We start from the raw sequence: 21597 nt of genomic DNA, 5'->3' as shown, positions 1-21597 counted from the left end.
GGCGAGTTATCCCAGCAGTTGCCCTTGCGGCTCATGGATGAGCGCATCTCCCACTTGTGCAGAGCCCTCTGGAATTCATGACTGCAATACTGGCTGCCTCTATCACTGTGGAAGATCAATCCAGGTGCAGGTCTGCGTCGCCACCGTGCCATGGTCAGCAGCGCACCTTTGACCAGGCTGGTTTGCATGTGGGGCTGCAGGCTCGAGCCCACCACCTGACGGCTGAACAGGTCGAGGACCGCTGCCAGGTACAGCCAACCCTCAGCGGTGTATATGTAGGTGATATCGCTGCACCACACTTGGTTCGGGGCTGCAGGCGTAAACCGCCGCTGCACCAGATCAGCTGCCACAGGCAAGCCATGTTTGCTGTCCGTGGTCACCACAAATTTGCGCTTGGCCTTGGCCAAGGCCTTGATGCCGTGCCGCTGCATCAGCGTGCGTATTCGCTCTTTGCCCGCACAAATGCCCCGTGCCAATAATTCCTTGTGCATGCGGGGCCAGCCATATTCGCCTTTCACCTCGGCGTTGATTGCACGGATGTGCACCAGCAGGAAGGGATGGCTATTACACCTGCATCAGCCTGGGCGCTAGCGTCAAGCTCCACGGGAAATGGCATAGAGCCAATAATATTCATATCCATCAGATACAACACCTAATAAAACAATCAAATACAGAAAATAACACTCAATAGAATGCCTTGAGTGTTATTATAAAATAATATCAAGCATGCTTACTTAAATAGCAAATAGATTTTAAATTTCTTTTAAAAAACACACATGAGTCAATTAAATAATTTTGAAATTTATTCCAGTGAATATACGATCAGCTTCTGGGAAACCACCCAAATATTGGCAAAAAGAAATAATTGATTTAACCAAAAGAAAAGCGATTTATCATACTATTCATCTAGCAGATGAAAGCTCTCGATAAATCAATACAAATATTGAAATCCCAATTTTAACGGTAAGTGGTCAGGCTATCCTGCATGAATTACCATGGTTGCATGATTTTATCGCGGCCTTGACTTGAATATGATAAGAGAGTTTTACGATGACGAAGTCTTGTTTTGCGCCAACGACCCTGCTTATGCTATAAATTTACAAGCCGCATATGATATTGACGATTACGGAATATCATGCGATATGAATGCCATTTCGATTGGGTCCCGACGGTACTCCTCTATGTAACGACTCATCCGCCAGGCTCCGATGGAGAGCTTGTAGTTACCACTCGACCAGAAACCATAGGATCTTCATTAGAGGAGGATTGTATAATAATTTACCCCAAATCAGGACAAATGATTTGCATGGACGCCAGAAAGCGCCCTAATTACGTGAAACCCTTAAAGTCGATAAAATAAAATACAGATCGACCTTTTAGAGTTGTTGCAGTATTTATTTATTGCACATCTCAAAATGGAAGCTGCCCAGAATCATCTCACGCCAAAACTCTTGACAAACACCTTGGACATTTTTAATAGTTCTACTTCAACACATTCAAGAAAACGATTGAAATTGAATGAATGCATTGATAAAAGGCTTTCTGGTATCTGGTTCCCTGGTCGTAGCCATTGGAACTCAAAATGCTTTCGTATTAAAGCACGGGATATTAAAAAATAATATTACCGCCATAGTGGCTATATGCTTTTTGTGTGATTTCATTCTTATTTCCATAGGCGTATTTGGGTTGGGTGATTTAATTCAACAAAGCAAGATATTTTCGATACTATTAGCCGGATTTGGCGCAGTCTTTTTATTTTTTTATGGTGCACGGTCTTTTTACCAATCATTCCGATCATCAGAAGCCTTAAACATCAATACACAGACTTCTCAAGAAAAAAACACAAGCAGTATTATTTTAGCAACATTGGCTGTGACACTGATAAATCCTCATGTTTATTTAGATACGGTAGTCATTGTTGGAGGCATAGCCGGCACAATGCCGCTCAATGAAAAATTATTATTTTTGACTGGCTCACTTTCGTCATCACTTTTATGGTTTTGTTGCTTGGGATATGGTGCACGTGTTCTCACACCATTATTCGGCAACCCGAAATCCTGGAGGATATTAGAGTTTGTGATTGCTTGCATTATGTGGCTTATTGCATCTCAGCTAATTATTTTTCTAATTTCAGTGATATTAGGTCATCACACACCGCATTCTTAACGACACATAAGGGCGCTCTCAAGCTTGAAGTGCAACACCTGAACCCCAGGTGATTTGCACAGATGACCTCCCGATATACGCACTTGCAGCCAGAAGATCGCCTCACGATAGCTTCTCTTTTGCAGCGGGGCTGGAGCCAGCGATCCATTGCCCGCTGCTCGCACCATTTGCCGCAAGATCATCCGCAATGGCTCGATCGTCGATGGGGCTATGCCTTCAAGCCCTCCTCGTGGCCTCCCGGCCCTTTTACCCAAGTTGCACGCCACGCAGACTTTGCTGACGCATCAGTTGCTCTTGAGTTAACGCCAGACCTTGCCAACGTCATAGACTTGCATATTGACTTGCCACACTTGCTGAACCTCTGGCACCAGCATCACATCGAGCTACTCCCGGCGCGAGCAACCTGTGCCAGGTTATCCACAGGCTAGAGAGGACAAGCAAGCTAATGATCTGCGCCGTGTTCTTCTCGAGACTCCGGCAGCACAACTGCTGCTTGAGCACGCGAAACCGGCGCTCCAACTAGGCTCAAATGCGTACCTTTGAGCACATCAGGTGGCATCTGCACTTTCAAGGGCTTTTCTTGGAGGGAAAACGAAAAAGCCACAGAGCATTTCTACTCTGTGGCTTGACGTTTGGTGCGGCTGGCAGGAATCGAACCCACGACCCCTTGGTTCGTAGCCAAGTACTCTATCCAGCTGAGCTACAGCCGCAATTTTCATGATCTCTCCGAATAAAGGAAAAACCATATCAGTAGGCCCCAGATTTTACTCTCACCCCAAAAATCCACTTCAGCAAGCTATTTAAGCAATAGCTTTTTGTGGTATTTTTTGTGGGACAAATATTAAAATCTCTCGCAACCCATTGATTTTAAATAACGCTTGGCGGAGAGGGAGGGATTCGAACCCTCGGTACGCTTGCACGTACGCCTGATTTCGAGTCAGGTACAATCGACCACTCTGCCACCTCTCCGCAGCGAAGCTAGCATTCTAGCACAAGAATCAGAGCATCAAGGATTCCTGGCCGCCCATGTAGGAGCGCAGTGCTTCTGGCACGGTGATCGAGCCATCGGCATTCTGGTAGTTCTCCAACACGGCCACCAGGGTACGGCCCACGGCCAGGCCCGAGCCGTTCAAGGTGTGGACCAGCTCGTTCTTGCCCTGGGCATTCTTGAAGCGGGCCTGCAGGCGACGCGCCTGGAAGGCCTCGCAGTTGGAGACCGAGCTGATTTCGCGGAAGGTGTCTTGCGCGGGCAGCCAGACTTCCAGGTCATAGGTCTTGCTCGCGCCAAAGCCCATGTCGCCCGTGCACAGGCAGACCACGCGATAGGGCAGGCCCAGCTTCTGCAGCACGGCTTCGGCATGGCCGGTCATTTCCTCCAGGGCTGCATAGCTTTTTTCGGGATGCACGATTTGCACCATCTCGACCTTGTCGAACTGGTGCTGGCGAATCATGCCGCGCGTATCGCGCCCATAGCTGCCGGCCTCCGAGCGAAAGCAGGGGCTGTGGGCCGTGAACTTCAGGGGTAGCTCGCTTTCGGCCAGCAGGCTGTCGCGCACCAGGTTGGTCAGAGGCACTTCGGCCGTGGGAATCAGGTAGAGCTGGGAATGGTCGGGCACGGGCTCGGCGTCCTGCCCCCCCTTCTGGGCCGCAAACAGGTCGCCGCCGAACTTGGGCAGTTGGCCCGTACCCCTGAGGGAGTCGCTGTTGACGATATAGGGCACATAGCATTCGGTATAGCCATGCTCGCCGGTCTGCATGTCCAGCATGAACTGGGCCAGGGCCCGGTGCAGGCGTGCGATCTGGCCTTTCATCACGGTAAAGCGTGCGCCCGAGAGCTTGGCACCGTCGTCAAAGCTCAGGCCCAGCGGCTGGCCCAGGTCCACGTGATCGCGCACTTCGAAATCAAAGCTTCGTGGCTGGCCCCAGCGGCGCACCTCCACATTGCCTTCTTCATCGCTGCCCACAGGCACGGATTCATGGGGCAGGTTGGGCACGGCCAGCAGCAGCGTCTGGAGCTCGGCCTGGATTTGCTCCAGCCGGGCGGCCGACGTATCGAGCTCGGCCTTGAGCTCGGCGACTTCGGCCTTGGCGGCCTCGGCCGCGTTCTTGTCACCCTTGCCCATGAGCATGCCTATCTGCTTGGACAGCTGGTTGCGCCGGGACTGCAATTCCTCGGTCCTCGTCTGCAAGGCCTTGCGTTCGGCCTCCAGGGACTGGAATCCCTGCACATCGAGAAAGGCCTGCGGCTTTTTGCGAGTCTCTAGCTTGGCAACCGCCGAGGCCAAGTCTTTGCGAAGAAGAAGAATATCGAGCATAGCCCTTGATTTTAGGGGGAAGAGCCTTGCCGCCCCGCAAATGCGTCCCACTCTTTGCCCCTGGCTCCTTCGGGCTTGCAGGTTTTAAGGTCGTTCAGCAGCCCGCTTGCGCCGGATCTGGCGAGAATCCTGCATATGGCGCGCAACCGGCGCGATCCATGAAGCAGGAGCTGCCATGTTCTTTGTCTTTGGGCCAGGTGGGCAAATGTTCAGAGGCAGCCTTGAGCGCCTCAGCCAGGTTGCCCGCGTGCGCCGCATTCAACGCCCCCAGGCTCTGCGCACCCGTGCGACCGGGGCAGACACGTCTGGCGATGCGCCCGGCTTCACGTCCGCACTGGCGCAGGCCGAGCATCCGAATGGGCCTGCAGCGGCGGCCTCGCCTGCGCAGCCGCAGATATCGGCCGCACATGGCAAGGGCGTGGCCCAGGCCTACCAGTCCACGGCCAGGGGCCCGAGGCAGCCGCGCCAGCTGCTGCACACGGTGGCCCATGCCATGACGAGCACCATCATCACCGTCGAGCAGAATGCAGGCGTCAATGACGCCTGGCGCAAGCTGGCCGAACAAGGCGTGGCCCAGGCTCCGGTGCTTGACGGCCAGGGTCTGGTGATAGGCCTGCTGCTGCGCGCCGACATGGCTCCGCTGGATCTGCTGCCCGAGCCCGGCCACATCGCCCAGGCGATTGCGCTTGCACGCCGGCCCGTGCACGAGGTCATGATTTCGCCCATCCCCACCGTCAGCCCCGACACCGAGCTGCGCCGTGTGGCACGCGTGCTGCTGGATACCGGCCTTCCCGGCCTGCCGGTGACCGACGAGCTGGGCAGCCTGCTGGGCTTCATCAGCCGCACGGACATTCTGCGCGCCGTGGCCACCGATCCGCCGCTGGACTTGTGGACCTAGAACAGGCTTGCCTCTGGACGTCGTGCTGGTGGACTCAAGGAGAAGCCAATAAAAAGTGAGCTGCCAGCGCTTGCTGTGCAAAGACTTCAGCATCAAACAATGCTTAAATCCTTACACAGCAAGCGCTGGCAGCTCACTATTTGTTAATTGTCGTCGCTCAGGCCCCGGTTTCCGGGCGCTTGCGCACCTCGATCTCCAGGCCCGTGGCGGCATCGATCTTGAGCCCCTTGGGCAGAGGGAATTTCACGGTTTCCTCGATGCCGTCCATCTTGCGCACGGCCACGGCGCCCAGCTGCCTGATGCGCGCAATGACCTCATTCACCAGCACCTCGGGGGCCGAGGCGCCGGCCGTGAGGCCTACGCGCGCCACGCCCTCGAACCATTGCTCATCGAGCTCGCCGGCGTTGTCCACCATATAGGCGGGCGTGCCCAGACGCGCGGCGAGTTCGCGCAGGCGGTTGCTGTTGGAGCTGGTGGGGCTGCCCACGACGATGAGCAAATCCACCTGCGGCGCCAGCACCTTGACCGCATCCTGGCGGTTCTGCGTGGCATAGCAGATGTCCTGCTGCTTGGGCTCGCGCACCTGGGGAAAGCGCGCGCGTATCGCGGCCGTGATGCCGGCCGCATCGTCCACGCTCAGGGTGGTCTGCGTGACCACGGCCAGTTTCTCGGTCTGGCGTGGCTGCACGCGCGCCACGTCGGCCTCGTCCTCGACCAGGTGTATGCCCTCGGACAGCTGGCCCATGGTGCCCTCGACTTCGGGATGGCCCTTGTGGCCGATCATGAGGAACTCATAGCCTTCCTTGGCGAGCTTGGCAACTTCCACATGCACCTTGGTGACCAGCGGACAGGTGGCATCGAAGACCGTAAAGCCGCGGGCCTTGGCCTCCGCCTGTACGGCCTTGGAGACGCCATGCGCGCTGAACACCAGGGTTGCGCCGGGCGGCACTTCGGCCAGATCCTCGATGAAGATCGCGCCCTTGGCCTTGAGGTCGTTGACCACGAAGGTGTTGTGCACGATTTCGTGGCGCACGTAGATGGGCGCGCCGAACTTGGCCAGGGCCCGCTCCACGATCTCGATGGCGCGGTCCACACCCGCGCAAAAGCCGCGCGGCTCGGCCAGCAGGACTTCCTTGGCTCCTAGCATCTCAACACTCCCGGGCGCAGCGCATGCAGCTGGCGCACCTCGAACCCAGATGCACCGAAGGTGCCGCCCCCTTCCCAGGGGAAGCTGCGCCGCAGCTCAGCGCGTATGGCATCTCACAGCACCCCGATGAGCTGGACTTCGAACGTCACCGGCTGGCCTGCCAGCGGATGGTTGAAGTCGAACAAGATCGCGCCGTCCTCGCGCACCTGCACCACCGAGCCCGCATAGCTGTCCAGCCCGTCCGGCGTGGGAAACTGCACCACGTCGCCCGGAGCGTACTGCTCGTCGGGGTCGCCCAGCTCGTTCATGAGCTTGCGTGCCACCCACTGCAGCATCTCCTCGTTGCGCTCGCCAAAGGCCTCTCCTGCAGGCAGCTCGAACGTGGTGCGCACCCCCTCGGCCAGGCCGATCAGGCGCTGCTCCATGGCGGGCGACAGCTCACCCGCCCCCAGGGACAGCGTGGCGGGCTTGTCGGCAAAGGTGTTGATCACATCCCCTGCAGGGCCGGCCAGACGGTAATGCAATGTCAGAAACGAGCCGGCCTGCACTCTGGGCAGGTCGTCAATGGCGTGGGTAGAAGCGCTTTGAGTCATGAAAGTCCCGATAAACTGCCCTGCATTGTAGGAAACCCGCCATGCCCTGACCGCCTCAGGGCGTACCCCGCCACCACCATGCCGCCCATCAAAGACCTGCCGCCCGACGCCCAGCCGCGCGAAAAGCTCGCCCAGCGCGGCGCAGCCGCCCTGTCCGATGCCGAGCTGCTGGCCGTGCTGCTGCGCACGGGCATGGTCGGCAAAGGCGTGCTGCAGCTCGCACAGGAGTTGCTGCAGCTGCCGGGCCAGGGCGGACTGTCTGGCCTGCTGCAGGCCAGCCAGGGCGACCTCAAGCACATCAAGGGCCTGGGTCCGGCCAAGCGCGCGGAGCTGCTGGCCGTACTCGAACTCGCACGCCGCGCCATGACCGAGCAGTTACGCCAGCGCCCGGCCCTGTCCTCCCCGGAGGAGGTCATGCGCTATGTGCAGCTGCACCTCGCGGCCAGGCCGCATGAGGTGTTTGCCGTGCTGTTTCTCGACAGCCAGAACCGCCTCATCGCGCTCGAGGAGATGTTTCGCGGCACGCTGACCCAGACCAGCGTCTACCCGCGCGAGGTCGCCCTCAGAGCCTTGCACCACCATGCGGGAGCCGTCATCCTGGCCCACAACCACCCCAGCGGCCAGGTCGCGGCCAGCGGTGCCGACCGGGTCCTGACCCGGGCCTTGAAAGCCGCCCTGGCACTGATCGACGTGGCCGTGCTCGACCATGTGATCGTCGCCCCGGGCTCGGCCCTGTCCATGGCCCAGGAGGGCTTGCTGTGAGCCGCGCCCTGCACAGCCTCCAGGATCTGGCCTCCATCTCGCGCCAGCTCAAGGCCGCACGCGAACGCGCGCAGGAACTGGCCCGGCAGGAGGCCGAGGCACGCGCCCACGCTCAGCGCGAGCGCAACCTCTTCGCCCTCACCGTAGGGCCAGTCATGCCGCTGCGCGAGCGCAACCAGATCAGTTTTCAGGAACCCCCTCCCTCCCCGCTGCCGCTGCAACTGGAGATCGACGAGCAGCGCGTTCTGCAAGAGGCCATGAGCGACGAGTTCGACGTCAGCACCCTGCTCGACACCGACGACCAGCTGAGCTTTCGCCGCTCCGGCATAGGGCTTGACGTAACGCGCAAGCTGCGCGGCGGCCACTGGAGCATCCAGCGCCAGCTGGACCTGCACGGCCTGCGCTCGGACGAGGCGCGCGAGGCCCTGGGCCAGTTCATACGCCTGTCCCACCGCACAGGCGTGCGCTGCGTGCGCATCGTCCACGGCAAGGGCCTGGGCTCGCCGGGCCGCGTGCCCGTGCTCAAGGCCAAAGTCCAGCGCTGGCTGGTGCAGAAAAAGGAAGTGCTGGCCTTCGTCCAGGCCAGACCTGCGGACGGCGGGGCCGGCGCCCTGGTCGTGCTGCTGCAGCCGGGCAAGCGCTAGCGCCCCGGCCCTGCCCGGCCCGCCGGTTCAGGTGCTGCCCGCCGAAGCATCGAGCAGAGCCAGACATTCATCGATCAGCCCGTGCAAAGCGGCCACGCGCTCCACGCCCAGGCGGCTGTTGATTTCGTTTTGCGCTCTTCTCCAGCACAGCCTGGCCTCCTCCCGTTTGGCCCGGCCCGCCTCCGTGATATGGACCAGCCGGCTGCGCTGGTCCTCGCCCTGCGACATGCGCACCCAGCCCGCCTCGATCAACGGCCGGAGATTGCGCGTCAGCGTGGAGGCATCCATACGCATCAGGCGAGCCAGATCCACCGGCCGTACAGGACTGGCGCCAAGCACATGGCTGAGCAGCGAGTATTGCGTGATGCGCAGCCCACTGGCCGCCAGATGCAGGTCATAGACCTGGCCGACACCGCGCATCAGCTGGCGTACCAGATGGTTGCTGCAGCCTTGAGGCCGGGACTGGGCTTGGTCTTTTTTCATCTGCCAAATTATTGCATATACAAGTATTGTAGATACAATGAAAATTACGAAGCCCGGCATGTGCACGCATGTCTGCGGCACATGCCCCAAAGACAAGGAGACTCACTTCATGAACACGCCTGCCACCGAGAAAAACCTGGCAACAGAAACCTCCAGCACCTCGGATGCAAGCGAGCTGCGGACCTGGATCGAGCAGGAACAAGCCGTACGCACCAAGCTGGATGCGGGCTCCGGCCCCGGCGTGGCCCGACCGGAGCAGGTCATGGGGCTCAGCGGCCTGCAAGCCATGCAGGCCATGCTGCGCGGCGAGCTGCCCTATGCGTCGATCGCCCAGACGCTGGACTTCATGCTGCTGAGCGTTGACCGGGGCGAGGCGGTTTTTCAGGGCCGCCCCGGCCCTTCGCACCTCAACCCCATGGGAACCATACATGGCGGCTGGTTTGCCACGCTGCTGGACTCGGCACTGGGCTGCGCCGTGCAGACCTGCCTGCCGCCGGGCCGCGGCTACACCACGGCCGAACTCGGCGTGAACCTGGTCAAGGCCTTGACGCCGCGCGTGGAGCGCGTGCGCGCCATCGGCAAGGTCTTGCATTGCGGACGCCAGCTTGCCACGGCCGAGGCACGCCTGATAGGCCCCGACGGCACGCTGTATGCCCATGCCACGACCACCTGCCTGGTGTTCGAGCTGCCCAAGCCCCAGGCCTGAAGTCAGCGGTTGCGCATCCAGTCCGCAGTGTGCATGAAGCTGGCCTTGAGCCGCGCGCGCAAGTCATCGGGTACGCCGGTCTCCCCCATGGCCTGGTCCATGCAGGCCACCCACTGGTCGCGCTCCAGAATGCCGATCGAAAACGGCATGTGCCGCATGCGCAGACGCGGATGGCCGAAGCGGCTCTGGTAGTGATCGGGCCCGCCCAGCCAGCCGCACAGAAACCAGAACAGCTTCTGCCGTGCATCGTCCAGCGTGCTGCCATGGCTGGCACGCAGTTCGGCATAGGCAGGCTCCAGATCCATGAGATCGTAGAAGCGATCGACCAGCGCCTGCACGCGCACTTCGCCCCCAATCCATTCAAAAGGGGTGCTGGGGGAGGCGGCGGCTTCGGTCATGGCGCGGAGGCAGGAGTGAAAACCCGCAATTCTCGCGCATATGGCAAAGCCTGTCGCACCCCGCCCCGCAGTCTCCTGGCGGCTATTGCGCCGTCTCCAGCCCATCCAGCCGCTGCTCCAGAGCCTGGAGCAGCGGCGCCATGCGCGCGCCCACACTGATCTGCGGGTTGGAGAAACCGTCTTGCTTGCCGGCCTCCTCCTCGCGCGCCTTGATCAGCGGAACCGCCGCCTCGAAAGCCTTGGCAAAGGAATGCGTGCTGCTCAACTGCTCTGCGAACACGGCCCGGCCGAAGAACGTCAGCTCCGACTTGCTGCCGCAGCCATAGGAGGTGTGCTCGGCATCGGCTGCCGTCATAATCAGCGTGTCCTCATTTTCCAGCGGCGCTATCCAGCCGCCCGCATAACAGGCCGACACGGCGATCACGCGATTTCGCACGCCAGCCGCATCCAGCGCCTGGCGCAGGCTCTGGGCGCTCACGGGCTCCAGCGTCAAGGGCCAATGCGAGGCCGCCAGCAAGTGATTGCTGCCGCCATGCGAGGTCAGATAGACCACAAGCACATCCTTGTCGCGGTCCATGCGCCCGGCCAGAGCCTCGATCGCGCGCTGCAGATTGAGCGGGGTCGCCCAGACATGGCTGGCACTGGTCCTGGGATTGTTGATCAGTTGCAGCACACGGCCGCCAGCGTCAAAGCGCTGCTCCAGCAGCTCGCGCACCATGGTGCTTTCGCGCAGAAAGACATCCTCGTCCGCATAGGGTGCAAACACCAGGCCATAGACCTCGACCGTGTCCGCGCGCTCGGGCAACAGTGCATTCACCTGGGTATTCCAAAGCGTCTGCTGTGCTTCGAAGACCTCCTGGGTGAGCTCGAAGCCAGGCTCCTCAGCCTCGCCTGCCTCGGCCTTGGCGGCCCTGATCGCCTCATAGTCGGGCGCCCACACATATCCGGTGTTGACGAACACTGCGGCAACAAACATGGCGATGCTGAGCAGGCCATAGACCATCACGCGCCAGCGGCTCGCAAAGAACGCTCGGCCCACCATCACCCCGGCCAGCCAGCTCCACAGAAGCGGAGTCCACAGCAGATAGTAGGCGGGATGCCCGCTCAGGGCCTGGCCCCACTTCGTCCAGACAAAGCCCACGAGAAAGACCGACAGATAGGCCAGATTGGGCAGCAAGCAAGCCCACAACAGCAGCACAAACCAGGCCGCCAGGCTCTTGCCCCGGTCTTTTGCCCCCATGAGCTGCCAGCCGCACCACAGTGCCACGGGCAGGGTCCATTGCATGGCCAGCCAGGCCACGGGCACGAATTTCACCGGAGCGCTGACCCCGGCTCGCAACAAGGCCAATACAAATGCCTGGCAAACAAAATACAAAACCAGCAATTGCCAGGGCGTGGGTGCGGCTTCGCCCACGCGCGGGCGCAGCATGAAGCTCGCACGCAATCCTTCAAACATCCATTTCCAGAGCGAGAGCCTGGACTGCGCATGCTGCGCTCCGATATCGCCCGGGTCTGTTGCGTCCACCTGTGGTGCCAACTCCATAGTCCCTCCCGTGGTTATCTCTGCGATCGATTCATCTTTGACAGCCGATTTCTGCAAGAACATGCGCAGGGCCGGAAAACGGCTGCCGGCCCCCAGCAGATTTTCCTAGGCTCGGACTTTGGGAAAAAGCCGGTGGTGCCAGTAACTGTTGCATGCAGCCGACGCAGACCATGGTTCAAAGGCCATGGTCTGCCCGTTCATGCCTTAGAACGTGTTTACGATCTCTACGCTGCCGCGTTGGAGCGCAATCGGGATGAGTTCGAGTCGATGGGCTGCAGCTTGCACCGGGGTGCAAGCAAGAGCCAGCGCCAAGAAATCGCCCGATTTCGCTCCAACCCTTGGGGACAGTGCCTTTGCGGGCGGTCTACAGCGTTGCGAATCCTCGCAATAGCACGGCTATTGCTGCGGTGTCGCGCCTCGTATCCCATCCCGCAAAGGCACTGGCGCGGCACCGAGGAGATCGTAAACACGTTCTTAGCGGCACGCCTGGCACCCCTCTCGGGCGCAGCGATTGAGCGCAGAATCTTTGGATTTGAGCAGCCCAGGGGCTTCACTCCACGGCCTGGCGCAGCGTGACCATGACGGGCCGCACGAGCAGCTCGCGCAGCGCCCACCAGCCCGCCAACCAGGCCAGCAGGGCACCTGCCAGAGCCCCGGCCAACGGCACCCATAGAGGTGCTGTCCAGTTGAAGTCAAAGACAAAGAACGCAAGCGCCCAGCCCACCACGGTGGCCATGAGGCTTGCGAGAAAGCCTGCGAGCAGGCCTACACCGGCCAGCTCGGCGCGTTGCACCTGGGCCAGCAGGCGCGAGCTCGCTCCCACGGCGCGCATGATCGCGTATTCGCGCGCCCTCTCCTCCCGCGTGGCCGTGACGGCCGCGAACAAGACCACCAGGCCTGCGGCCAGCGTGAAGCCGAACAGAAACTCCACGGCACGCACCACCTGGTCAAGCACGCCCTGCACCTGAGCCAGCGTGCTGCTCAGATCCACATTCGTGATGTTGGGAAAGGCCCGTACCAGGGCGTTGTCAAAACCAGCGGCCTCGGGCGCACGGTAGGCCGCCAGATAGGTCACGGCCACACCTTCGAGTTGCTCCACGGGATAGAGCACGAAGAAGTTGGCGCGCATCGAGCCCCAGTCCACCTTGCGCAGGCTGGTGATGCGGGCTTCGCTCTGAACACCGCCCACATCGAAGCGCAGTACATCGCCCAGCCGTAGCCCCAGGGTCTTGGCGATGCCGTCCTCCATGCTCACGGCACCGGCCTCGCCGGGAGTCCAGCGACCGGCCACGACCTGGTTGTGGGCCGGTGCCTCGGTGGCAGTGGAGAGGTTGAACTCGCGGTCAACCAGGCGCCTGGCCCGGTCTTCGCTGTAATCATCGGGGCTGACCGACTTGCCATTCACGGCGACGAGCCGGCCCCGGATCATGGGGTACCAGTCGTAATCCTTCACACCTGCGGCCTCCAGGGTCTTGCGAAACTCCCCGGCCTGTTCGGGCATGACGTTGATCACAAAGCGGTTGGGCGCATCCGCCGGCGTGGCCTGGCGCCAGCTGTCCACGAGGTCGGTGCGCAGCAGCACGAGCAGCACCAGGGCCAGCAGCCCCACGGCCAGGCTGCTGACCTGGACCACGGCATAGGCAGGTCGCGCCGCGATCTGACGCGTGGCCAGCACCAGCCAGCGCGGCGCCGTGCTTTCGTGCACCAGGCGGCGCAGCAGCTTCACCGCCAGCCAGGCCATGCCTGCAAACAGCAGCACGGCCAGCGCAAAGCCGCCTACCGCAATCAGCCCCAGCTTGAGATCACGGCTTGCAGCCAGCAACAGACCCGCAAAGCCTGCCACGCCCACGGCCAGCACGACCGCCGATGCGGGCTGCAACTGTCCCAGATCACGGCGCAGGACGCGCAATGGCGGCACCTTGGCCAGTTGCAACACGGGCGGCAGCCCAAAGGCCAGCAGCAAGGTCATGCCCATGCCCAGGCCAAACGCCACCGGCCACCAGCTCGCACCAGGCAACGCCGACTCGACCAGCCCGGCCAACAGCCATACAAAACCATGGTGCACGCCCCAGCCGAGAATCAGGCCCACGCCGCTTGCGGCAAGGCCCACAAGAATGAACTCCAGCACATAGGCCCCGGCAATGCGCCTTTGGCTTTGGCCCAGCACGCGCAGCATGGCAGCGGCGTCGAGATGGCCATTCGCAAAGCCGCGCGCGGCCAGGGCTACGGCCACAGCTGACAGCAAGGCTGCCAGCAAGGCAACCAGGCTGAGAAAGTTCTGTGCCCTGTCCAGGGTCTGGCGCATTTCCGGGCGCCCACTGTCCAGTGTCTCCACGCGCATCCCATGGGAAGCGGGTGCCGCCACCTGCTGTTCGGCCCAGGCTTTGTAGGCCTGAATCGCGCCCTGATTGCTGCCGGCCACGGCCAGGCGATAGGTGATCCGGCTTGCGGGCTGGACCAGACCTGTGACCGCCAGGTCGGCTGCATTCAGCATTACGCGCGGCGCAAAGCTCATAAAGCCGGCTCCCCGGTCAGGCTCGTTCTCGATGACGTGGCTCACAGTGAAAGAGGCATCGCCCAGCAGCAGCGCATCACCCAGGCTCAGGCCCAGCGCTTCGAGCAAGGCCGCATCCACCCAGACCTGTCCGCGCGCAGGAATGGTTCTTGCATCGAAGGGCCTGCCTTCCGCACCCAGGCTCAGCTTGACGCGGCCGCGCAGCGGGTAGCCTTGCTCCACGCTCTTGAGCGCCACCAGACGGCTGGCTCCACCCTTGTCCTCTCCGGCCCGACCCATGGTGGGAAAAGTCGCGGTGTTCACGCCCTCCAGCCCCAAGGCCCGGGCCTTGTCCAAAAACACCTGGGCTGGCGGGTTGTCGCTGACCACGACCACATCACCGCCCAGCAGTTGAAGCGCATCGCGCGCCAGACCGGCCTGCAGGCGATCTGCAAAAAATCCCACCGACGTCAGCGCCGCCACGGCCAGCACCACGGCCACCATCAACAGGCGCAATTCACCCGCACGCAGGTCACGCCACAGGCTGCGCCAGCCAAAGCTCAAAACAGAAGATCCATGCATGGGCGCCACGATAACCCAAGCCGGCCCAATGGCTCCAAGGGCCTTCGCAGTCCTGCAATGCCCCCGAAAACACCCCGGGAAATGTCCATACAGGCACTGGCGTCAAGCAAGCGTCGCCCCTTCGCTGCGAAGCGCTTTGCGATACCATCCCAGGCAACTCGAGAATCCACCGGAGTATCCCCATGAGCGCCGTTGCCGAAACCACCTCCACAGAAATGCCCTCCCCCATCCTCTTCACCGACAGTGCAGCTGCCAAGGTGGCCGACCTGATCGCCGAAGAGGGCAACCCCGACCTGAAGCTGCGCGTCTTTGTCCAGGGCGGCGGCTGTTCGGGCTTCCAGTACGGCTTCACCTTCGACGAGATCGTGAACGACGACGACACCACCATGACCAAGAATGGCGTGTCCCTGCTGATCGATGCCATGAGCTACCAGTACCTGGTTGGCGCCGAGATCGACTACAAGGAAGATCTGCAAGGCGCCCAGTTTGTGATCAAGAACCCTAACGCCACCACAACCTGCGGCTGCGGCTCCAGCTTCTCGGCCTGATTCCGGTCCAAGCCCCAACGCACAACGGTCACAAGGCCGGCCATCGCAAATGGCCGGCCTTTTTCATGTGCTCTCAAGACCTGGCACCGATATGGGGCTTTCCCTGCATATGACACATGGATAAAAATTTACACATTTAGAATCAACCCATGTCGTGTGCAAACCGCAGCCTTTTTCTGCGGAGCGCAGTGCTGCTGCTGATCATGGTGGCGCAACTGCTGACTCCGCTGCTGCACGGCCATTTCGGAACCCCGAATCAAGCCGGCCTGCATGTGCACCCCCATCCTTCACGTGTCGCTGATTCTCATTTAGAGGCATTGCGCGATCTGCATGCCGATGACCATCCGGCCCTGCAGCACGCCGAGCCCTTTGAAGTCGATGTACAGACCTCATTGCAGCCGCTGATCGACCTGCCCCTGTTTGCGGCAGTCGGCCTGATCCTGCTGAGCATCGGCCTGCAGGCCGCCCATGTGCGCTGCAACGCGCCCAAGCCCTTGCCGCGCCTGGTGCCCGAGCCGCTGAGTGCGCGCTGGCGCGGACGCATCATCAAGCCCTCCCCCTCCCAGGCGCCCCCTCTGGCCGCCTGAGCCCTGCTGCGCGGCCATACCGCGCTTCCCGAGCAGGCTCCCTCACTGAACTGACTGCCGCTGCCGGCTTGCCTCTGGCCAGCCGGTGTCGGCCTGCGCTCGCCTGCATGGCCGAGCACGGGCCCATGCACGACTCCGGGCCACATGTCCGTGGCTGTTTCTTGTCTTTTCTGGAGCCGGAAATGCGTTTCCTTCCCTATCTTTTGGCCGGTGCGCTTGCACTGCCAGTCTTGAGTCTGGCCGCCGATGCCACCCCCCTGCCCCTGACACCCGAGCAGGTACGCACCCTTGGCATACGCCTTGCCCCGGCAACTGCTGCCACACGCCTGGAGACCACAAGCCATGCGCGCGTGGTGTTGCGCCCCGACGCCCTGTCCGTGGTGGCCGCCCCTTATGCAGGCGCTGTGCCGCGCATTCTCGTGGCCGTGGGCCAGCAGGTCAGCCCAGGCCAGGCCCTGGCCGGCTTCACCAGCCCCCAACTGCTCGAAGCCCGGCGCGCACTGTTCGAGGCCGAGTCCCAGTCCCGCCTGGCCCAGCAATCGCTGGCACGCGACAAGGCGCTTTTTGAAGACGGCATCATCGCCGCCAGCCGCTGGCAGGCGACCCAGGCCAGGGCCATGGAAGCCCGAGCCATGGCACGGGCGCGTCGCGACGAGCTCGCCTCCAGCGGCCTAGGTCTGACCAGAAGCGAAGCCCAGTTGCAGGCCAGCCGCGCCGGTGTGGTCACCGAGGTCATGGTTCAGGCCGGTGCGCGCGTCGAGGCATCGGCACCTTTGCTGCGCATTGCCGATGTCGATGCACTGGAGCTTGATTTCCTGATCGGCCGCGACATCCCCCTGCCATCGCTGGGCGATGCCGTGGAGGTTGCGTCCCACGCGGCGACAGCAAGAATTGTGGGCCTGGCCCCCATAGGCGATGGATCGGCGGGCATGCGCGTACGCGCAGCCCTGGATCAGCGCGGCAGCCTGCGTGTGGGCCAGGACGTCAGCGCCACCCTGGTGCTCAAGAACGGAGCCCCACCTGCGCCCGGCAGACTGCGCGTACCGGCTTCAGCCCTCACCCACTGGCAAGGCCAGGCCGGCGTGTTCGCAGCCACCGACAAGGGCATCACTTTTGTCCCCATGGCTGTTGAAGCCAGCGACGAGGCCTGGGCTGTCCTGCGCGGCCCTGTGCCTGCCGACGCGCGCATTGCGGTCTCGGGCATTGCTGCGCTCAAGGGCATGCTCACAGGAGAGTAGTCATGCTCGCAAGCCTCATAGATTTCTCCCTGCGCCAGCGCTTTCTGGTGCTGCTGGCCGCGCTCGCCCTCGCCGTAGCCGGCGCATGGGCCTATCTCAACCTGCCCATCGATGCCTTTCCCGATATCTCGCCCACCCAGGTCAAGGTGATTCTCAAGGTGCCGGGCATGACGCCCGAGGAGGTGGAGCAGCGCATCACCACCCCCGTGGAACAAGAGCTGCTGGGGCTGCCGCACAAGAGCATTGTGCGATCGGTCTCCAAATACGGGATCAGCGATGTGACCGTGGACTTCGCCGAAGGCACGGATGTGTACTGGGCGCGCCAGCAGGTCTCGGAGCGCCTGTCGGGCATCATGCGCGAGCTGCCGCCCACGGCCGAAGGCGGCCTGGCCCCGATCACCACGCCTCTGGGCGAGGTGTTCATGTTCACCGTCGATGGAGAAGAATATTCGCTGGCCGAGCGCCGCCGCGTACTCGACTGGGTGATACGCCCGGCCCTGCGCACCGTGCCCGGTGTGGCCGACGTCAACACCCTGGGCGGTGCCGTGCGCAGCTATGAGGTCATTCCCGATCCCGGACGGCTGCGCGCACACGCCATTTCACTGGACGAGTTGCGCCAGTCGCTGCAGACCAACAACCGCAACGACGGCGCGGGCCGGCTCGACCATGGGGAAGAGCACTGGGTGGTGCGCGTGGAAGGCGGAGTGCGCGACCTCGATGACCTGCGCTCCATCGTCGTTCGCCCTGCCGGCGACAGCCTGCATGCCGTGACCGTGGGCGACGTGGCCAGCGTACGCCTGGGCGAAGCCACGCGCAACGGCGCAGTCAGCCGCGACGCTCAGGGCGAAGCCGTGCAGGGCCTGGTGCTGAGCCTGCGCGGAGCCGACGCGCGCAAGCTGGTCCAGGCCGTACAGGGGCGCCTCGACGAGCTTGCGCCGCAACTGCCCGAGGGCATGAGCACGCATGTGTTCTACAACCGTGGCGAACTGGTTTCACGGGCAGCGAGCACCGTGGTGCGGGCGCTGGTCGAAGCCAGCCTGCTGGTCGTGGTCACGCTCTATCTGTTTCTCGGCGGCGTGCGTGCGGCGCTGGTGGTTGCAGCCACCTTGCCTCTGTCCATGCTGGCCACGTTCCTGCTCATGCGCCATGTGGGCCTCACGGCCAACCTCATGAGCCTCGGCGGGCTGGCGATTGCACTGGGCCTGCTGGTGGATGCTGCCGTGGTCGTGGTGGAAAACATAGAGACTGCCCTCGCCCATGCCGGCGAGCAGGAGGCCGGCGAGCGTCGCCCCGCGCTGATACGCGAAGCCGTGTCCACCGTGTCTGCGCCCATGCTGGCCGGAGTCTCCATCATCGCCATCGTGTTCCTGCCCCTGCTGACGCTTGAAGGGCTGGAAGGCAAGCTGTTCGCTCCCGTGGCTCTGACCATTGTCCTGGCCCTAGCATCCTCGGTGGTCATTGCCTTTACCGTGGTGCCGGCCCTGGCTTCTCTGATGCTGCGCGCACATGGCGGGCATGCGCCCTGGCTCATGCGCCAACTGGCTTCGGGCTTTGCGCGGCTGCAAGCCTGGAGTCTTGCGCACAGGCCTGCGGTGTTCGGCCTCGCGGGCACGGCCCTGGCTGCTGCAGGTCTGCTTTACCTGACCGTGGGCAAGACCTTCATGCCTGCGCTGGACGAAGGCGACCTCATCATCCAGTTGCAGAAAGCGCCATCCATCTCGCTTGCAACCTCCCTGGATATGGATTTGCGCGTGCAGGACGCCTTGCTCAAACAGGTACCCGAGATCCGCTCCATCGTCGCGCGCATGGGCTCGGACGACCTGGGTCTGGACCCCATGGGCCTCAACGAAAGCGACGTCTTTCTGGTGCTCAAGCCCAGAGACGAATGGCGCGGCAGCAAGAGCGATATTGCCGATGCCATACGCGTCGTGATGGAAGGTTTTCCCGGCCTCGTCTACGGCTTTACCCAGCCCATAGAGATGCGCGTCTCGGAAATGCTCACCGGCACGCGCGGCGACGTGGCCGTGAAGATTTTCGGCACTGACCTGGCCCAGCTGGATGCTGCCGCCCAAGGCATTGCCGCGCGCCTGCGCAGCATCGAAGGTGCAGCCGAAGTCATAGCTCCGAGCAACAGCGGCGTGCAGTATCTGAAGATGGCGCTGGACCGCTCGGCCCTGGGCCAGTCGGGCCTGAGCGGCGATGCGCTGCAGGCCCAGTTGCGCGCACTGGTCGAAGGCGAGCACCTGGGCATCATCCCCGAAGGCGTGGCCCGCACCCCGCTCATCATGCGCGGCGGCACGAGCCTGCGCCATTCCCCGGAAGGCCTTGCCGGCCTGCTGGTGACCGCGCCGGACGGCAAGGCCTGGCCTTTGTCCACGCTGGTCCGCATGGAGCGCCAGGACGGCCCGGTACGCATAGACCATGAGGATGGTGCGCGCTTTGCCGTGGTCCAGGCCAATGTGCAAGGGCGCGATCTGGCCGGCTTTGTGCGCGATGCCCAGGCAGCTGTCGCCGCCGACACCAGTCTGCCCAAGGGCTTGCGCATCGTCTGGGGCGGCCAGTTCGAGAATCAGCAGCGCGCGGCAGCACGCCTGGCCCTGGTCATTCCCGTGGCCCTGGGCGCGATTTTCGTGTTGCTGCTGCTGACCTTTGGCTCGGCAAGACAGGGCCTGCTCGTCATCGCCAACATCCCGTTCGCCCTCGTGGGCGGCATGGCGGCCTTGCGCGTGTCCGGCGAATACCTTTCCGTGCCAGCCTCGGTAGGCTTTATCGCCCTGCTGGGCATTGCCGTGCTCAATGGCGTGGTCCTGGTCTCCCACTTCAACACCTTGCTGGCCCAGGGGCTGGACCCGGCCCGGGCCGTGCGCCAGGGCGTGCGCGACCGGCTGCGTCCCGTGCTCATGACCGCCTGCATCACGGCCCTGGGCATGCTGCCCCTGCTCATGGCCAGCGGTCCGGGCTCGGAAATACAGCGCCCCCTGGCCATCGTCGTGGCTGGCGGTCTGGTCAGCTCCACGGCCCTGACCCTGCTGCTGCTGCCGCTGCTGTTTGAACGTTTCGGCCTGGCCCGTGCCAGGACTGCCTCCTCTGGAGAATTCGCATGACACCTCGTTTGATCTGCTGGGCCACCGGCCTGCTGCTGGCTGGCGCCGCCCAGGCCCAAGCCTTTTACCCCGGCCATCTGCCAACCGAAGCGATGGTGCACGATGCGCTGGCCCAGGCCCCTGCGGTGCAGGCGGCCGATGCCATGGTGCAAAGCGCTCTGGCGCATGCCCAGGGGCTGCGTGCCGGCATGCATGAGACCACGATCAGTGCCACAGGCCAGCGGCGCTGGATACGCGAAGGCGGCCGCGAACGCTTTGCCGAAGGGCAGATTGCCGTGGAGCGCGCGGTTCGTCTGGGCGGCAAGGCCGAGGCCGATGCCGGTCTGGCCGATGCCACGGTGCGCATGAGCGAAATCTCGGCCCGGGATGCACGCCATGAAACCGCGCGCCAGTTGCTCGCCCTGTGGTTTGCCGCCCAGCGCGCAGGCCAGACCCGTGATGCAGCCCAGGACAATGCCCGGGCTGCCGACGAGCTGGCAACCCTGACCCAGGGCCGTCTGCGCGCAGGCGACGCATCGCGCCTGGATACCGAGCTGGCCCAGGCCGAGAAAGCACGCACGCAAGCCGATCTGGCCACGGCCCAGGCTGCGGAGCAATCCGCTCTTGCCGAGCTGCAGGCGCGCTTTCCCGCCATAGGCAAACCCACCCTGGGTGACAAGGCGCTGGCTCTGCCCTCCCTGCCCGACGAACTCTCTGCCCAGATGCGTACCCGTTACATCGAACACAGCCACGCCTATCTGCTGGCCCAGGCCGAGGAAGCCTATGCCCTGCACCAAGCCAGGCGCACCGATCTGGAGCGCCGACCCGATCCCACGATCGGTGTGTTCGCCGGCAGCGAACGCGGCGGCGCCGAGCGCGTCCTGGGGCTAAGCCTGAGTCTGCCGCTGGGCTCGGCCTACCGCCAGGCCCAGGCCCAGGCCGCCACGGCCGAAGCCCAGGCCGCCCTGTCGCGCCGTCTGACCGTCGAGCAACGCCTGGGCGCCGAATTCGACACGCTATGGCAACAAGCCAAAGGCCGGCACACCGCAGCCCTGGCGCAAGCCCATGCCGCCCGCTTGCAGCGCAGCGCAACGGAACGCGGCCTGCGCGCCTACCGTGCAGGAGAGTCAGGCCTGGCCGAGCTGCTGACCATACAGCGCATTGCAGCACAGGCCTTGCTGGCTCAGCGCCAGGCCCAGAGCGAGGCGTTGGAGAGCCATAGCCGGCTGCTGCTGGACCTGCGCCAGCTGTGGGACTTGGAATGAGGCAGGCCAGGCATGGTTGTTTTTTCATTCTGTAACAATGCTTGCAGCAGCCCAGTCTCCTGGGCCGCGCCACCGATTCGAAGGCCAGGGCAACCTCCAGAGGCGCGCAGCACAGCAGGTCTAGAACCAGGGCTTTCGTGCATGC

17 protein-coding genes, 2 tRNA genes and 2 pseudogenes are annotated in these 21597 nt (G+C 62.8%); 10 read left to right on the top strand and 11 right to left on the bottom strand.

Annotation, left to right across the window (positions count from 1 at the left end; translation table 11 throughout):
• Nucleotides 1-551: pseudogene (locus tag G486_RS22040) on the bottom strand (IS3 family transposase); the annotation flags it as partial.
• A 967-nt stretch (nt 552-1518) separates the two neighbouring features.
• Between G486_RS22040 and G486_RS23515 the strand changes: the two are divergent.
• The gene (locus G486_RS23515) at nt 1519-2166 is read left to right on the top strand and encodes a LysE/ArgO family amino acid transporter (protein WP_084455186.1); all 648 of its coding nucleotides are present in this window, start codon (nt 1519-1521) and stop codon (nt 2164-2166) included.
• A gap of 321 nt (nt 2167-2487) precedes the next feature.
• On the opposite strand, the pseudogene G486_RS24780 reads toward G486_RS23515, so the two are convergent.
• The 4 genes and pseudogenes from G486_RS24780 to serS all read right to left on the bottom strand — a co-directional run.
• Nucleotides 2488-2685: pseudogene (locus G486_RS24780) on the bottom strand (hypothetical protein); the annotation flags it as partial.
• A 114-nt stretch (nt 2686-2799) separates the two neighbouring features.
• A tRNA-Arg gene (locus G486_RS0110515) sits at nt 2800-2876 on the bottom strand.
• 169 nt (nt 2877-3045) lie between these two features.
• Nucleotides 3046-3135, bottom strand: a tRNA-Ser gene (locus tag G486_RS0110510).
• 29 nt (nt 3136-3164) lie between these two features.
• Nucleotides 3165-4481 carry a serine--tRNA ligase gene (gene serS / locus G486_RS0110505; protein WP_027015504.1) on the bottom strand — a complete coding sequence of 439 codons (1317 nt, stop codon included), beginning with the start codon at nt 4479-4481 and terminating at the stop codon, nt 3165-3167.
• Nucleotides 4482-4656: 175 nt separating this feature from the next.
• Here serS and G486_RS0110500 point away from each other — a divergent pair, with 175 nt between their 5' ends.
• Nucleotides 4657-5379 (top strand): CBS domain-containing protein, encoded by a 723-nt coding sequence (locus G486_RS0110500; RefSeq protein ID WP_027015503.1) that lies wholly within the window; start codon nt 4657-4659, stop codon nt 5377-5379.
• Between the two features lie 157 nt (nt 5380-5536).
• Here the strand turns inward: G486_RS0110500 and ispH are convergent, their stop codons facing one another.
• Entirely contained in the window at nt 5537-6526 is a 990-nt protein-coding gene (gene ispH / locus G486_RS0110495; protein WP_027015502.1) for a 4-hydroxy-3-methylbut-2-enyl diphosphate reductase, read from the bottom strand.
• A 113-nt stretch (nt 6527-6639) separates the two neighbouring features.
• Entirely contained in the window at nt 6640-7119 is a 480-nt protein-coding gene (locus G486_RS0110490; protein ID WP_027015501.1) for an FKBP-type peptidyl-prolyl cis-trans isomerase, read from the bottom strand.
• 78 nt (nt 7120-7197) lie between these two features.
• On the opposite strand from G486_RS0110490, the gene radC reads away from it, so the two are divergent.
• Together radC and G486_RS0110480 are read left to right on the top strand one after the other, a co-directional pair.
• A complete protein-coding gene (gene radC / locus G486_RS0110485; protein WP_027015500.1) occupies nt 7198-7881 on the top strand; it encodes a RadC family protein in 684 nt (227 codons plus the stop codon).
• The gene (locus G486_RS0110480; protein WP_027015499.1) at nt 7878-8525 is read left to right on the top strand and encodes a Smr/MutS family protein; all 648 of its coding nucleotides are present in this window, start codon (nt 7878-7880) and stop codon (nt 8523-8525) included. The genes radC and G486_RS0110480 overlap by 4 nt, the downstream gene beginning before the upstream one ends.
• 27 nt (nt 8526-8552) lie before the next feature.
• Here the strand turns inward: G486_RS0110480 and G486_RS0110475 are convergent, their stop codons facing one another.
• Nucleotides 8553-9008 (bottom strand): MarR family winged helix-turn-helix transcriptional regulator, encoded by a 456-nt coding sequence (locus G486_RS0110475; protein ID WP_027015498.1) that lies wholly within the window; start codon nt 9006-9008, stop codon nt 8553-8555.
• A gap of 109 nt (nt 9009-9117) precedes the next feature.
• Between G486_RS0110475 and G486_RS0110470 the strand changes: the two genes are divergently transcribed.
• On the top strand, nt 9118-9714 hold the full coding sequence (locus G486_RS0110470; protein ID WP_051303397.1) for a PaaI family thioesterase: 597 nt from the start codon (nt 9118-9120) through the stop codon (nt 9712-9714).
• A 2-nt stretch (nt 9715-9716) separates the two neighbouring features.
• Here G486_RS0110470 and G486_RS0110465 read toward each other — a convergent pair whose 3' ends face one another.
• From G486_RS0110465 to G486_RS0110455, 3 genes are all read right to left on the bottom strand, one after another.
• Complete coding sequence (locus G486_RS0110465; RefSeq protein ID WP_027015496.1) at nt 9717-10112, bottom strand: group II truncated hemoglobin; 396 nt, start codon at nt 10110-10112, stop codon at nt 9717-9719.
• 82 nt (nt 10113-10194) lie between these two features.
• Entirely contained in the window at nt 10195-11655 is a 1461-nt protein-coding gene (locus G486_RS22035; RefSeq protein ID WP_084455182.1) for a C13 family peptidase, read from the bottom strand.
• A gap of 550 nt (nt 11656-12205) precedes the next feature.
• Complete coding sequence (locus tag G486_RS0110455; protein WP_027015495.1) at nt 12206-14731, bottom strand: ABC transporter permease; 2526 nt, start codon at nt 14729-14731, stop codon at nt 12206-12208.
• 182 nt (nt 14732-14913) lie between these two features.
• Here G486_RS0110455 and erpA point away from each other — a divergent pair, with 182 nt between their 5' ends.
• From erpA to G486_RS0110430, 5 genes are all read left to right on the top strand, one after another.
• Nucleotides 14914-15279, top strand: coding sequence for an iron-sulfur cluster insertion protein ErpA (gene erpA / locus G486_RS0110450; protein WP_027015494.1), 366 nt, complete (start codon nt 14914-14916; stop codon nt 15277-15279).
• A gap of 149 nt (nt 15280-15428) precedes the next feature.
• Nucleotides 15429-15866, top strand: a complete 438-nt coding sequence (locus tag G486_RS0110445) for a hypothetical protein (protein ID WP_027015493.1) — start codon at nt 15429-15431, stop codon at nt 15864-15866.
• Between the two features lie 182 nt (nt 15867-16048).
• On the top strand, nt 16049-17104 hold the full coding sequence (locus G486_RS0110440) for an efflux RND transporter periplasmic adaptor subunit (protein ID WP_027015492.1): 1056 nt from the start codon (nt 16049-16051) through the stop codon (nt 17102-17104).
• A 2-nt stretch (nt 17105-17106) separates the two neighbouring features.
• Nucleotides 17107-20208, top strand: coding sequence for an efflux RND transporter permease subunit (locus G486_RS0110435; RefSeq protein ID WP_027015491.1), 3102 nt, complete (start codon nt 17107-17109; stop codon nt 20206-20208).
• Complete coding sequence (locus tag G486_RS0110430) at nt 20205-21452, top strand: TolC family protein (RefSeq protein ID WP_027015490.1); 1248 nt, start codon at nt 20205-20207, stop codon at nt 21450-21452. The genes G486_RS0110435 and G486_RS0110430 overlap by 4 nt, the downstream gene beginning before the upstream one ends.
• Nucleotides 21453-21597: the final 145 nt, after the last annotated feature.

This window comes from Comamonas composti DSM 21721 (genome assembly GCF_000429845.1).
Lineage (GTDB): Bacteria > Pseudomonadota > Gammaproteobacteria > Burkholderiales > Burkholderiaceae_C > Comamonas > Comamonas composti.
Note: the sequence above shows the minus strand (reverse complement) of the source record. Positions and strands in the feature narration are given on the sequence as shown.

Coding starts and splice junctions, on each gene's coding strand:
- G486_RS0110470 (WP_051303397.1), top strand. CDS start 9,118: ATGAACACGCCTGCCACCGAGAAAAACCTGGCAACAGAAACCTCCAGC.
- erpA (WP_027015494.1), top strand. CDS start 14,914: ATGAGCGCCGTTGCCGAAACCACCTCCACAGAAATGCCCTCCCCCATC.
- G486_RS0110445 (WP_027015493.1), top strand. CDS start 15,429: ATGTCGTGTGCAAACCGCAGCCTTTTTCTGCGGAGCGCAGTGCTGCTG.
- radC (WP_027015500.1), top strand. CDS start 7,198: ATGCCGCCCATCAAAGACCTGCCGCCCGACGCCCAGCCGCGCGAAAAG.
- serS (WP_027015504.1), bottom strand. CDS start 4,481: ATGCTCGATATTCTTCTTCTTCGCAAAGACTTGGCCTCGGCGGTTGCC.
- G486_RS0110440 (WP_027015492.1), top strand. CDS start 16,049: ATGCGTTTCCTTCCCTATCTTTTGGCCGGTGCGCTTGCACTGCCAGTC.
- G486_RS23515 (WP_084455186.1), top strand. CDS start 1,519: ATGAATGCATTGATAAAAGGCTTTCTGGTATCTGGTTCCCTGGTCGTA.
- ispH (WP_027015502.1), bottom strand. CDS start 6,526: ATGCTAGGAGCCAAGGAAGTCCTGCTGGCCGAGCCGCGCGGCTTTTGC.
- G486_RS0110490 (WP_027015501.1), bottom strand. CDS start 7,119: ATGACTCAAAGCGCTTCTACCCACGCCATTGACGACCTGCCCAGAGTG.
- G486_RS0110465 (WP_027015496.1), bottom strand. CDS start 10,112: ATGACCGAAGCCGCCGCCTCCCCCAGCACCCCTTTTGAATGGATTGGG.
- G486_RS0110455 (WP_027015495.1), bottom strand. CDS start 14,731: ATGCATGGATCTTCTGTTTTGAGCTTTGGCTGGCGCAGCCTGTGGCGT.
- G486_RS0110500 (WP_027015503.1), top strand. CDS start 4,657: ATGTTCTTTGTCTTTGGGCCAGGTGGGCAAATGTTCAGAGGCAGCCTT.
- G486_RS0110475 (WP_027015498.1), bottom strand. CDS start 9,008: ATGAAAAAAGACCAAGCCCAGTCCCGGCCTCAAGGCTGCAGCAACCAT.
- G486_RS0110430 (WP_027015490.1), top strand. CDS start 20,205: ATGACACCTCGTTTGATCTGCTGGGCCACCGGCCTGCTGCTGGCTGGC.
- G486_RS0110435 (WP_027015491.1), top strand. CDS start 17,107: ATGCTCGCAAGCCTCATAGATTTCTCCCTGCGCCAGCGCTTTCTGGTG.
- G486_RS22035 (WP_084455182.1), bottom strand. CDS start 11,655: ATGGAGTTGGCACCACAGGTGGACGCAACAGACCCGGGCGATATCGGA.